Source organism: Streptomyces sp. CA-251247 (genome assembly GCF_050952975.1).
GTDB lineage: Bacteria > Actinomycetota > Actinomycetes > Streptomycetales > Streptomycetaceae > Streptomyces > Streptomyces achmelvichensis.
Window position 1 is genome coordinate 3,259,918 of sequence record NZ_CP191861.1, and the last position, 12,679, is coordinate 3,272,596.

Annotated in this window: 8 protein-coding genes and 1 rRNA gene; 3 read left to right on the forward strand and 6 right to left on the reverse strand. The window is 67.8% G+C overall.

Annotated features, from left to right (window positions below):
- Positions 1 to 70 precede the first annotated feature (70 nt).
- Both ACQPWZ_RS14240 and ACQPWZ_RS14245 read right to left on the reverse strand, forming a co-directional pair.
- Positions 71 to 1,596, reverse strand: a 16S ribosomal RNA gene (locus ACQPWZ_RS14240).
- A 594-nt stretch (positions 1,597 to 2,190) separates the two neighbouring features.
- Entirely contained in the window at positions 2,191 to 3,198 is a 1,008-nt protein-coding gene (locus ACQPWZ_RS14245; protein ID WP_433571508.1) for a stage II sporulation protein M, read from the reverse strand.
- A 121-nt stretch (positions 3,199 to 3,319) separates the two neighbouring features.
- Between ACQPWZ_RS14245 and ACQPWZ_RS14250 the strand changes: the two genes are divergently transcribed.
- Positions 3,320 to 4,372 (forward strand): RDD family protein, encoded by a 1,053-nt coding sequence (locus ACQPWZ_RS14250; RefSeq protein ID WP_433571509.1) that lies wholly within the window; start codon positions 3,320 to 3,322, stop codon positions 4,370 to 4,372.
- A 75-nt stretch (positions 4,373 to 4,447) separates the two neighbouring features.
- On the opposite strand, the gene ACQPWZ_RS14255 is transcribed toward ACQPWZ_RS14250, so the two are convergent.
- On the reverse strand, positions 4,448 to 5,062 hold the full coding sequence (locus ACQPWZ_RS14255) for a hypothetical protein (protein ID WP_383242980.1): 615 nt from the start codon (positions 5,060 to 5,062) through the stop codon (positions 4,448 to 4,450).
- A gap of 352 nt (positions 5,063 to 5,414) precedes the next feature.
- Positions 5,415 to 6,872 carry an adenosylhomocysteinase gene (gene ahcY / locus ACQPWZ_RS14260; protein WP_433571510.1) on the reverse strand — a complete coding sequence of 486 codons (1,458 nt, stop codon included), beginning with the start codon at positions 6,870 to 6,872 and terminating at the stop codon, positions 5,415 to 5,417.
- Positions 6,873 to 7,236: 364 nt separating this feature from the next.
- On the opposite strand from ahcY, the gene ACQPWZ_RS14265 reads away from it, so the two are divergent.
- Complete coding sequence (locus ACQPWZ_RS14265; RefSeq protein WP_433571511.1) at positions 7,237 to 9,393, forward strand: fructose-specific PTS transporter subunit EIIC; 2,157 nt, start codon at positions 7,237 to 7,239, stop codon at positions 9,391 to 9,393.
- Between the two features lie 168 nt (positions 9,394 to 9,561).
- Positions 9,562 to 10,224: a signal peptidase I gene (gene lepB, locus ACQPWZ_RS14270; protein WP_433571512.1), complete on the forward strand. Its 663-nt coding sequence runs from the start codon at positions 9,562 to 9,564 to the stop codon at positions 10,222 to 10,224.
- 84 nt (positions 10,225 to 10,308) lie between these two features.
- On the opposite strand, the gene ACQPWZ_RS14275 is transcribed toward lepB, so the two are convergent.
- A complete protein-coding gene (locus ACQPWZ_RS14275) occupies positions 10,309 to 11,289 on the reverse strand; it encodes a cation diffusion facilitator family transporter (protein WP_340473413.1) in 981 nt (326 codons plus the stop codon).
- A 100-nt stretch (positions 11,290 to 11,389) separates the two neighbouring features.
- On the reverse strand, positions 11,390 to 12,565 hold the full coding sequence (gene manA / locus ACQPWZ_RS14280; protein ID WP_340473414.1) for a mannose-6-phosphate isomerase, class I: 1,176 nt from the start codon (positions 12,563 to 12,565) through the stop codon (positions 11,390 to 11,392).
- Positions 12,566 to 12,679: the final 114 nt, after the last annotated feature.

Below are 12,679 nucleotides of genomic sequence, written 5' to 3' on the forward strand. Positions count from 1 at the left end.
CAGCACCGGACATTCGCCGATGTACTGGCCTCTGACCAGATCCGAAGATCCGGTAAGAAGTGCTCCTTAGAAAGGAGGTGATCCAGCCGCACCTTCCGGTACGGCTACCTTGTTACGACTTCGTCCCAATCGCCAGTCCCACCTTCGACAGCTCCCTCCCACAAGGGGTTGGGCCACCGGCTTCGGGTGTTACCGACTTTCGTGACGTGACGGGCGGTGTGTACAAGGCCCGGGAACGTATTCACCGCAGCAATGCTGATCTGCGATTACTAGCAACTCCGACTTCATGGGGTCGAGTTGCAGACCCCAATCCGAACTGAGACCGGCTTTTTGAGATTCGCTCCGCCTCGCGGCATCGCAGCTCATTGTACCGGCCATTGTAGCACGTGTGCAGCCCAAGACATAAGGGGCATGATGACTTGACGTCGTCCCCACCTTCCTCCGAGTTGACCCCGGCAGTCTCCTGTGAGTCCCCATCACCCCGAAGGGCATGCTGGCAACACAGAACAAGGGTTGCGCTCGTTGCGGGACTTAACCCAACATCTCACGACACGAGCTGACGACAGCCATGCACCACCTGTCACCCGACCACAAGGGGGGCACCATCTCTGATGCTTTCCGGGCGATGTCAAGCCTTGGTAAGGTTCTTCGCGTTGCGTCGAATTAAGCCACATGCTCCGCTGCTTGTGCGGGCCCCCGTCAATTCCTTTGAGTTTTAGCCTTGCGGCCGTACTCCCCAGGCGGGGAACTTAATGCGTTAGCTGCGGCACCGACGACGTGGAATGTCGCCAACACCTAGTTCCCAACGTTTACGGCGTGGACTACCAGGGTATCTAATCCTGTTCGCTCCCCACGCTTTCGCTCCTCAGCGTCAGTAATGGCCCAGAGATCCGCCTTCGCCACCGGTGTTCCTCCTGATATCTGCGCATTTCACCGCTACACCAGGAATTCCGATCTCCCCTACCACACTCTAGCTAGCCCGTATCGAATGCAGACCCGGGGTTAAGCCCCGGGCTTTCACATCCGACGTGACAAGCCGCCTACGAGCTCTTTACGCCCAATAATTCCGGACAACGCTTGCGCCCTACGTATTACCGCGGCTGCTGGCACGTAGTTAGCCGGCGCTTCTTCTGCAGGTACCGTCACTTTCGCTTCTTCCCTGCTGAAAGAGGTTTACAACCCGAAGGCCGTCATCCCTCACGCGGCGTCGCTGCATCAGGCTTTCGCCCATTGTGCAATATTCCCCACTGCTGCCTCCCGTAGGAGTCTGGGCCGTGTCTCAGTCCCAGTGTGGCCGGTCGCCCTCTCAGGCCGGCTACCCGTCGTCGCCTTGGTAGGCCATCACCCCACCAACAAGCTGATAGGCCGCGGGCTCATCCTTCACCGCCGGAGCTTTCAACCCCTCCCCATGCAGGAAGGAGTGTTATCCGGTATTAGACCCCGTTTCCAGGGCTTGTCCCAGAGTGAAGGGCAGATTGCCCACGTGTTACTCACCCGTTCGCCACTAATCCACCCCGAAGGGCTTCATCGTTCGACTTGCATGTGTTAAGCACGCCGCCAGCGTTCGTCCTGAGCCAGGATCAAACTCTCCATGAATGTTTTCCCGTAATCGGGATGAACACCACAAGAGCGGAACAGTCGATCGGAATAAGACCGACTGTCCACAGCGTCCTCGCTGTGTCATTGCCTACCGATCCACAAGGGGCCGGCAGGACTTTCAAAGGAACCTCGCCATCCGAAGATGGACGGGGTATCAACATATCTGGCGTTGACTTTTGGCACGCTGTTGAGTTCTCAAGGAACGGACGCTTCCTTTGTACTCACCCTCTCGGGCTTTCCTCCGGGCGCTTCCCTTCGGTCTTGCGTTTCCAACCCTACCAGATTCTTTTTCCGTTCCGTTTCCGGTGGAATGTGAATCCGATGGCCGATTGGAGTGGCCTTTCGCCTTTCGGCTGCACCGACTTTATCAGAAGCATTTCGGCCGAGCTAATCAGCCTGAGTGATCCGGATAAGGAGTCGATTGGCTCTGCGGAAATTTGAATTTCCGTTGAGAGCGAGAGAGACGTTATCAACTGCTCTCGGCCTTGTCCAGTCCGAGGCAACCCTCAAAATCTACCTCCCCACATCTGCCGTGTCAACGGTTTTTGCGGGCGGAGAGGACAGTAGCAGGTCAGACGGGCCGGACGCACATCAGGCAGCGGCCGGGAGCTCGGCACTGCGGTCGGCCTCGTCGACGTCGCCCGTGTCGCCTGCCCGGGCCGCTCGTCCGCCCAGGACGTAGACGTATGCCAGGAAGGCCAGTTCAGCGACGATGCCGATGGTGATGCGGGCCCATGTCGGCAGGCCGGACGGGGTGACGAAGCCTTCGATCACGCCCGCCACGAAGAGCACCAGGGCCAGGCCGATGGCCATTCCGAGCGCGGCGCGCCCTTGCTGGGCGAGCGCCGTCCGGCGCGACAGAGGGCCGGGGTCGATGAGCGTCCAGCCCAGGCGTAGGCCCGTGCCCGCGGCGACGAAGACAGCGGTCAGTTCGAGAAGACCATGCGGCAGGACGAGGCCCAGGAACGTGTCGAGGCGGCCGGCGGAGGACATCAGGCCGATACCGACGCCCAGATTGAGCATGTTGAGGAACAGGATCCAGATCACCGGGAAGCACAGGAAGGCGCCGAGGGTGAGGCACATGGCGGCTGCCCGCGCGTTGTTCGTCCAGACCTGGGCGGCGAAGGAGGCCGCGGGGTGGCTGGAGTAGTACGTCTCGTACTCGCCACCAGGTTGTGTGAGCCGGCGCAGCTCCTCGGGGGCGGCGATCGCCGACTGGACCTCGGGGTGGGCGCCGATCCACCAGCCGATGATCGCGGCGAGGAGGGTGGAGAGCACGGCGGTCGGTATCCACCAGTGGCGGGAGCGGTAGACGGCCGCCGGGAATCCGGCGGTGACGAAGCGGACCGCGTCGCGCCATGTCGCTCGCCGGGTTCCGGTGACCGTGGAGCGGGCGCGAGCGACGAGCTGCGTGAGGCGGCCGGTGAGTACCGGGTCGGGGGCGCTCGACTGTATGAGGGACAGATGCGTGGCGGCGCGCTGGTAGAGCGCGACGAGTTCGTCCGCTTCGGCACCCGTGAGTCGTCGGCCTCGGCGCAGTAGGTGGTCCAGGCGGTCCCACTCGGCACGGTGGGCGGTCACGAAGACATCGAGGTCCATGGTCGGCTGCTGCTCCAGGCACTGGGTGCGTACGGTTCGTACTACTGCGGCGCGCTGCGGATCAGCTTGGCAGACTGATGAAGCAAGGGGCAGGGACGGTCGACGGCGGAGGGCGGCAGCGGTGAGTGCGCTAGTGACGGGGGACGCGGTCGTACTGGGGCTGCAGTCGGCGAAACTGCCGAGTCGAGCACTCGCCATTGTGATCGACCTGGTGGTCGTGTGCGCCGCCTACCTGTTCATTTCCATAGGCCTCGCCGTGGCGACGGCCTCGCTGGACGAGGCAGCCGTCATGGCGGTGTCGATCGCAACATTCCTATTGGTCCTGGTGGGTGCGCCGATAGCCGTGGAGACCCTGAGTCACGGGCGCTCGCTGGGGAAGCTCGCCTGTGGACTGCGGGTCGTGCGCGATGACGGCGGGCCGATCCGGTTCCGTCACGCGCTGGTACGCGGGGCGATGGGAGTGGTCGAGATCCTGATGTCGTTCGGGGTCATCGCGTGTATCGCGTCGCTGGTGTCGGCGCGGGGCCGGCGCATCGGTGATGTGTTCGCGGGGACGCTGGTCGTACGGGAGCGGGTGCCCGCCACACGCGGGAATGTCCTGCCGCCTCCGCCGCCGTGGCTCGTGGGCCGCTTCGCGGAGTTGGACCTGTCGGCGGTGCCCGATCACCTGTGGCTGGCCATACGGCAGTACCTGACGCGGATGCGCCAGTTGGACCCGGCGGTGAGCTGGTCGATGGCGGACCGGCTGGCAGGTGACCTCGCCGAACGTACGGGGGCGCCCGCGCCGCAGGGTGTGCCTCCGGCCGCCTATCTGGCCGCTGTGGTGAACGAGCGGCAGGCCCGGGATGCGCGACGCGCCTTCGGGGCGGGGGGCGTTGGAGGTGACCCGATGACCGGCGCCGGCCAGATGCAGGCGGCGACACCCGGTTTCGTCGCTCCGGCCACCGGAGTCAGTGGCGGTTCTGGTGCGGGTGCGGCAACGGGGAGCGCTGTGAGCCCTGGTGCAGGCTGGACCATCGGTGCCAGTGACACTGCCGGTTCTCAGGCGACGCCCGTGGCGCTTGGGCCGGCAAAGGAAGTCCATCCCCGCACCCCGCCCGAGCCGAACCGCGGTACCGGTGACCGCGCCGATGGCGGCGCACCGCAGTCGACGGGCTTCGCGCCACCCGCATAGGGGCAGGCAACCCGGCCGGAAGCAGCTACCGAGGCGGCCACGGCGGGCCTCCAGAGCCCTGCCTGTGATCGCTCGTCAGGGCAGGACCGACGGCGGTGTCTCGAGGTCCTCGAGTTCGATGCCGGGCGCCGCGAGAACCACGTCCCCCGCGATGTGGACTGCGTGCTGTTCCCCCGTGTCCAGGGCGCTGACCTGGTATTCGTCCACGGTCAGAGGGCCGTTGTCAGTGGCATGCGCTTCACTCTTCACCAGGGCCCAGGACTGATCCACCGTGCGGGGGGCGAGGACTGGATCCGTGAAGGCGACCAGGCGGACGCGCGTCGCCGGGGAGCCGGGGGTGAGGTGCAGAAGGCGGGCGGTCGCGATGAGAAAGGCGGGGGAAGTGCCGGTGAAGGCGTGGGCGCGGACATTGCCTTCGGTGGCATGAGTGCCGGTGGGGTCGGTGCGTACCCAGGTGACGCCGTCGAGCGCGGCGCCACGAACCTGCCAGCTGGATGCGTGGAGTTCGAGGCGGATGGGACGGCCGAGTTCGTCGAGGGCGAGGTCGACGGAGCCGGCGTGGTCGCCGGAGGGGGTGGTGATCTGCGAGACGTAGCGCCAGCCGGACGGGCCGGGGGCGCATTGGAAGTGTTCGTTGCCGAGGGGGGTGTGATCGTGCGGATCGTGAAGCGAATAGCGGCCGCGGGGCATGGGGGCGTCGGTGTCCTTGGGCGGTGAGGCTCGTGCCGGAGAGCCGGAGCCGTTCGGGGAGCGTACGGGGCAGGCCCCCGACACGGGGGTGCGGGGGCCTGCCTGGTGCCGCTGCCGGCTGTGCTGTCTGTTGGCCACTGACTGCTGACCGCCACAGACGGCGGGTGGTGTGACGGCCACCTGTCGCGAGGCTGTCCGACCGCCGTCGGCCACCTGTGGCGGAGGCTGTCACGCTGCCGCGCGCCGGAAAGCTGTCCGACGGCCGTCGGCCGGCCCCGTCGCTCAGGTCCGACCGACGGCCGACTGTCCGCCTGCGCCATCCAGGGGGCAGCCGGCCGGGGTCGGCAGACGATCAGTAGCGGTAGTGGTCCGACTTGTACGGGCCCTCGACCTGCACACCGATGTACGAGGCCTGCTCGGGGCGGAGCGTCGTGAGCTTCACACCGAGAGCGTCCAGGTGCAGCCGGGCGACCTTCTCGTCGAGGTGCTTCGGCAGCACGTAGACGTCGGTCGGGTACTCCTGCGGCTTGGTGAAGAGCTCGATCTGCGCCAGGGTCTGGTCGGCGAAGCTGTTGGACATCACGAACGAGGGGTGGCCCGTCGCGTTGCCCAGGTTCAGCAGACGGCCCTCCGACAGCACGATGATGACCTTGCCGTCGGGGAACTTCCAGGTGTGGACCTGGGGCTTGACCTCGTCCTTGACGATGCCCGGGATCTGCGCCAGGCCGGCCATGTCGATCTCGTTGTCGAAGTGGCCAATGTTCCCGACGATGGCCTGGTGCTTCATCTTGGCCATGTCGGCGGCCATGATGATGTCCTTGTTGCCCGTGGTGGTGATGAACAGGTCGGCCGTGCCGACGACCTCGTCGAGCGTGGTGACCTGGTAGCCGTCCATCGCCGCCTGGAGGGCGCAGATGGGGTCGATCTCGGTGATGATCACGCGGGCGCCCTGGCCGCGGAGGGACTCCGCGCAGCCCTTGCCGACGTCGCCGTAGCCGCAGATGACCGCGACCTTGCCGCCGATCAGGACGTCGGTGGCGCGGTTGATGCCGTCGACGAGCGAGTGGCGGCAGCCGTACTTGTTGTCGAACTTGGACTTGGTGACCGCGTCGTTGACGTTGATCGCCGGGAAGAGGAGGGTGCCGTCGCGGTGCATCTCGTACAGACGGTGAACACCGGTGGTGGTCTCTTCGGTGACGCCACGGATCTCGGACGCCAGGCGGGTCCACTTCTGCGGGTCCTCGGAGAGGGTGCGGTTCAGCAGGCGGAGGATGTAGGCGTACTCCTCGCTGTCCGCAGTGGCCGGGTCGGGGGCCTCGCCGGCCTTCTCGAACTCGACGCCCTTGTGGACCAGGAGCGTGGCGTCACCGCCGTCGTCGAGGATCATGTTCGGACCGCCGGTGGGCGTGCCGGGCCAGGTCAGCGCCTGCTCCGTGCACCACCAGTACTCCTCCAGCGTCTCGCCCTTCCAGGCGAAGACCGGGACGCCCGCGGGGCTGTCCGGCGTGCCGTTGGGGCCGACCGCGATCGCGGCGGCGGCGTGGTCCTGGGTGGAGAAGATGTTGCAGGACGCCCAGCGGACCTCGGCGCCGAGGGCGACCAGGGTCTCGATGAGGACGGCGGTCTGCACGGTCATGTGCAGCGAGCCGGTGATGCGGGCGCCGGCGAGCGGCTGCTGCTCGGCGTACTCCTTGCGGATCGACATCAGGCCGGGCATCTCGTGCTCGGCGAGGGTGATCTCCTTGCGGCCGAAGTCGGCGAGCGAAAGGTCGGCGACCTTGAAGTCCTGGCCGGTGGCGACAGTCGTCATGGGCGAGCTGCTCCTCGTGGTGTGGGTCGAGGTGGGTACGGCTGGCTCTGCGGCGGCGGACACAGGAATGCCCGGGCCACTCGCAGCGCAGTCCGTCGGAGGCCCTCTCTCCCTCGGTCGGTCCGCGAGGACCGCCCGACCGCCATCAGCAGCGACGTCTGAGTCTGGTCACGAATCTACACCGATCCCTGCGGTCGACCCCAGCCCGCCTCGGGGCGCCCCAGGGCGGGATTCGGCCACATCCCAGGGCTCTTGTCCCTTAAGTGCCGGGCCACCAGGGCTTTTGATGTGGCGCAAACGTGTTGCACGATGCTGCGGGATCGGGAATCTGCACGATCTGCGCCACAAGCGTTAGGAGAAACACGTGACCAGTCCGGAGAGCGAGAAGCGGAAGGTCAGGCTTCTCGCGGTGACCGCCTGTCCGACCGGCATCGCGCACACCTACATGGCCGCGGAGAAGCTGGCACAGGCCGCGGAGGCGCTCGGCGTCGAGATCAAGGTGGAGACGCAGGGCTCCATCGGCGCCGAGAACGTCCTGACTGACAACGATGTCAGAAACGCTGACGGCATCATCATCGCCGCCGACAAGGATGTGGACCGCAGCCGTTTCGTGGGCAAGAAGGTGCTGGCCGTCGGGGTGGCCGAGGGAATCCACCACCCGGGGAGTCTCATCGAGCAGGTGCAGAGCGCGCCCGTGCAGACCGCGGACGGCGGCAGTGGCGGTGCTCCGGCAGTCGGCACATCCGGGGCGGCCGGGGGCGGCAAGGAGCGCAGCATCGTCTACAAGGCGCTGATGAACGGCGTCTCGTACATGATCCCGTTCGTGGTTGTCGGCGGACTGCTCATCGCGATATCCCTCGCCCTCGGCGGTGACGCGACGGCCAAGGGCTACGCGATCCCCAAGGGGACGTTCTGGGCGGATGTGTTCGCCGTCGGTGTCGTCGGCTTCGAGCTGATGATCCCGATCCTGTCCGGATACATCGCCTACGCGATCGCCGACAGGCCCGCGCTGGTGCCGGGCATGATCGGTGGCTGGATCGCCGGGCACGGGGAGTTCTACGACTCCGAGGCGGGCGCCGGGTTCATCGGTGCCATCGTCACCGGGTTCCTGGCCGGATATCTGGTCCTGTGGATCAAGAAGGTCAAGGTCCCCAAGTTCGCGCAGCCGATCATGCCGATCATCGTGATCCCGATCGTGGCGACGACGGCGCTGAGTCTGTTCTTCATCTACGTCATCGGCGAACCCATCGCCTGGGTGTTCACCCATCTCACCGACTGGCTGAGCGGGATGACCGGAAGCAGTGCGGTACTGCTGGGTGCGCTGCTGGGGCTCATGATCGCGTTCGACATGGGCGGGCCGGTCAACAAGACCGCGTTCCTCTTCGGCGCCGGGCTCATCGCGACCGGCAACCAGACGGTCATGGGCATGTGCGCCGCGGCGATCCCGGTGATGCCGCTGGGTCAGGGGCTCGCCACGCTGATACGGCGCAGGCTCTACTCGCAGCAGGAGCGCGAGACCGGTATGGCGGCGCTGTTCATGGGCGTGTTCGGCATCTCCGAGGGCGCGATTCCGTTCGCGGCCGCCCGGCCGGCACAGGTGATCCCGGCGAACATGCTCGGTGGTGCGGTGGCCGGCGCGATCGCCGGTGTCGCCTCGGTCGAGGACGCGGTCCCGCACGGCGGACCGATCGTGGCGGTGCTCGGGGCGATCGGCGGGGTGCCGATGTTCTTCCTCGCCGTGGCCGTCGGCACCCTCGTCACGGCGATCACGACGAATGCGCTGATCGACATCAAGGAGCGCGGCAACCGCGGTGCGGACGCACTCGCGACCGCGGGAGCCGGAGCCGCGTCCGCGACGGGAACCGGGCCTCTCGTACCCGAGCCGGTGCTCGCCGGCGCCGGGACGGGCGCCGGCACCGCGGCCGTACTCACGAAGGCACCTGCCGCTCCCCCGGCGGCCTCCGGCGCCACCGAGCCCCAGGCCGAGCCCGAGGCTGCGACCCAGGCCGAGAATGCGGCTGAGCCCCAGCCCGAGCTCCTGGCCGAGACCGCAGCGGCCGGCGACGAGGTGCTGTCGGGGTATCTCACCGGGCAGACCGTGAAGGTGCGGCTGGAGGCCGGGACCAAGGACGCTGCCATCCGCGAGATGGCCGCGATGCTCGCCACCACCGGGAAGGTCGCCGACCTGGAGGCGCTGGTGGCGGCGGCATTCGCCCGTGAGGACCAGGGCTCCACCGGGCTCGGCGAGGAGATCGCCATTCCGCACGCCAAGACCGATGCGGTCACGGCCCCGGTGGTCGGGTTCGCCCGGTCCGCCGAGGGCGTGGAGTGGGGTTCGCTCGACGGTACGCAGGCCAAGTTGATCTTCATGATCACGGTGCCGGAGGCGGCCGCGGGCGACGAACACCTGCGGATCCTCGCGATGCTCTCGCGCAAGCTGATGGACATCGGCTTCCGCGAGCGGCTGTCGGCCGCGCCCGACGAGGCGGCAGTCCTCGCGGTGTTGCGCGAAGTTCAGTAGCCGTACGCCTGCCGGCACAGGTGCGTGCAGGAGCAGGCCCTAGGCATGACTCAGGGCCATGCACCCCGGGCCCCGCGCGAGCATCGCGCGGGGCCCGGGGCTGTACGGGCCGGGGTGGCGACGTGGGGGGACCTCATGACGGCGAGGCGGTCGAGGCGCGGTCTGTGTATGGCCGCTTTAGTACTGCTGGCGCTGGGCCTGCTGGGGACAACGGGAACGCTGGTACCGCTCATGGGGTACTCGGTGCGCGCGGCGAGCGGCGATTCGATGACGCCCGGCCATGCGCAGGGCGACCTCGTCTTCTTCGAGGAGGCGGGGCCCGATGAGGTACGGCGTGGCGACATCGTCCTGTTCCGCGCTCCGGTTCCCGTCGGGCAGGAGACGATGAAGCGGGTGATGGGCGTCGGCGGGGACACCGTCGCCTGCTGCGACAGCGGTGAGCGCGTCACCGTGAACGGGAAGCCGCTGCGAGAGCCGTATCTCAGGGACGGGGACGCGGTCGGCGGTGCGCCTCCGTACGACGTGAAGGTGCCGGACGGGCAGGTCTTCCTGCTCGGGGACAACCGTATGGATTCCCTCGACTCACGCTTCTTCGAAGGCGGCGGCACGGTGCCGGTGGCGGCGGTGAAGGGCCGCGCGGACGACACCGCCGTGCCGATGCTGCTGGTCGCGGGTGTCGTGATCTCGGGCCTGGCCCTTCTGACAGGAGCAGGCCTCGGGCTGTCCGGCTGGGTAGCGGGGCGACGTCGTGCACGGGCGGCCGGGCAGTTCCCCGCGCGGCCTCCGGGCGCCCCGCCGACTGCCCCGGCCCGACCGACCGGCAGGCGATGAGGTGAGCAACGGCAGGGCCCCCGGACCATGTGGTCCGGGGGCCCTGCTCTGCGTATGCAGGATGCCGTTCGCGTGCCTGAGGCGTCAGTGCGCGCCGTCCGGGGCCGGGCTGCCGCCCGGGGACTTCGCCGGGTTCACGCCCGCTTCGGCCGCCGCAGCGTCGTAGATGTCCGGCTCCAGATAGATCACGCGGGCGATCGGGACGGCGGCGCGGATGCGGTCCTCGGCGGCGTTGATCGCGTGGGCGATCTCCGTGGCCGTGCCGTCGTGCTCCACCGCGACCTTCGCCGCGACCAGAAGCTCCTCGGGACCGAGGTGAAGCGTGCGCATGTGGATGATGCCCGTGACCACCTGGCCGTCCACGAGGGCTTCCTTGATCTTCTCGACGTCCTCGACGCCGGCCGCCTCACCCAGCAGGAGCGACTTCGTCTCCGCGGCCAGGACGATCGCGATGACGATCAGCAGGACACCGATGCAGAGTGTGCCGATGCCGTCCCACACGCCGTTGCCCGTGCCCAGGGCGAGACCCACGCCGCCGAGCGCCAGGAACAGACCGACCAGCGCGCCCAGGTCCTCCAGCAGGACGACCGGGAGCTCGGGCGCCTTGGCCCGGCGCACGAACTGCGTCCAGGACAGCGCCCCGCGGATCGCGTTGGACTCCTTGATGGCCGTACGGAAGGAGAACGTCTCGGCGATGATCGCGAAGATGAGGACGCCGACCGGCCAGTACCAGGCCTCGATCGGGTGCGGGTGCTTGATCTTCTCGTAGCCCTCGTAGATCGCGAACATGCCGCCGACCGAGAAGAGGACGATAGAGACGAGGAAGGCGTAGATGTAGCGCTCACGGCCGTAGCCGAAGGGGTGTTGCGGGGTCGCCTCGCGCTGGGCCTTCTTGCCGCCGAGGAGCAGCAGTCCCTGGTTGCCGGAGTCGGCGAGCGAGTGGACGCTTTCGGCGAGCATCGACGACGAGCCGCTGAACAGGAACGCCACGAACTTCGCTACCGCGATTGCGAGGTTGGCGGCCAGTGCCGCAACGATCGCCTTGGTTCCGCCTGACGCGCTCATGTGTGCGGGATGTCCCTTCGTCCTGACGTCGGTCGCCGGTTCGGTCTTTGCCCGGTCTTTGCGGTGCGCCATTGTTGCAGCACCGGAAGGCGGGCCGGCGTCAGACCACCACAGTGGCGCGGAAGAGGGTTCCGGTACCGCCCCTGGTGCCCGCGATCTCCGTCTTGTCACCAGCGGGGACGAACACGGACTCCCCCGGTGCGAGGGCCAGTTCGCCGACGGTGACACCCCCCGCGGTGCAGAGCAGGATCTGCGGGGTGGGCGCGGTGATGTCGCGTGCGGCCGCTCCCGGCGCGAGGACGAAACGGGAGAGCCGGAACTCGTCGGTGGGGGTGTCGTACAGCTCCTCGCCGGACGGGGAGGCCTCCGGGCGCAGTACGCCGGGGTCGCCCGCCTCGAAGCGGACGATGCGCAGCAGTTCGGGGACGTCCACGTGCTTGGGGGTCAGTCCGCAGCGCAGGACGTTGTCGGAGTTGGCCATGATCTCGACGCCGAGTCCGTCGAGATACGCGTGCGGAACCCCGGCGCCGAGGAACAGGGCCTCACCGGGCTGCAGTTGGACGTGGTTGAGCAGCATCGCGGCAATGACGCCCGGGTCGCCCGGGTAGTGGTGGGCGATGGCGGCGTACGGGATGTAGGGACCGCCGAGCCGTTCCGCGGAGAGCGCGGCCGCGTGGACCGTCTTCGTCATCTCCTCGGGGTCGGCGGTCAGCACCGCGGTCAGGACCTCGCGGAGCGCGGACTCCTCCGGGCGGGCGTGCAGCAGGTCGACGTACGGCTCGAGCGTGTCGACGCCGAGGCCGGCGAGCAGTGCCGCGGCCTCCAGCGGGTCCCGGAATCCGCACAGCCCGTCGAACGGCGTGAGCGCGCAGATCAGTTCGGGCTTGTGGTTGGCGTCCTTGTAGTTGCGGTGCGGGGCGTCGACCGGGACGCCCGCGCTCTCCTCGGCCGCGTAGCCCGCCTTCGCCTGTTCGAGGTTCGGGTGCACCTGGAGGGAGAGCGGGGCGCCCGCGGCGAGGATCTTGAGGAGGAAGGGGAGACGCGGGCCGAACTTCTCGACGGCCGCGCTGCCGAGTTCGCCGGCCGGGTCGGCGGCGATCACGTCCGACAGCGCGCGCTCACCCGCCTCCCTGGCGAGACGGGACGGAGCTCCCGGGTGGGCGCCCATCCACATCTCGGCCTGCGGCTCGCCGGTGGGTTCGATGCCGAGCAGCTCCGGGATCGCGGTCGTGGATCCCCAGGCGTAGGGGCGCACGGTGTTGGCGAGGCGGTCCATGATCTTTCGGCTTCTCCCTGCTTCATTGCTGTACTGCGGTGGTGCGGTGGTGCGGTGGTGCGGTGAAACGGTCGTGCGGTCGTGCGGTCGTGCGGTCGTGCGGTCGTGCGGTCG

Coding starts and splice junctions, on each gene's coding strand:
- ACQPWZ_RS14245 (WP_433571508.1), bottom strand. CDS start 3,198: ATGGACCTCGATGTCTTCGTGACCGCCCACCGTGCCGAGTGGGACCGC.
- ACQPWZ_RS14255 (WP_383242980.1), bottom strand. CDS start 5,062: ATGCCCCGCGGCCGCTATTCGCTTCACGATCCGCACGATCACACCCCC.
- ahcY (WP_433571510.1), bottom strand. CDS start 6,872: ATGACGACTGTCGCCACCGGCCAGGACTTCAAGGTCGCCGACCTTTCG.
- lepB (WP_433571512.1), top strand. CDS start 9,562: ATGGCCGCTTTAGTACTGCTGGCGCTGGGCCTGCTGGGGACAACGGGA.
- ACQPWZ_RS14275 (WP_340473413.1), bottom strand. CDS start 11,289: ATGAGCGCGTCAGGCGGAACCAAGGCGATCGTTGCGGCACTGGCCGCC.
- manA (WP_340473414.1), bottom strand. CDS start 12,565: ATGGACCGCCTCGCCAACACCGTGCGCCCCTACGCCTGGGGATCCACG.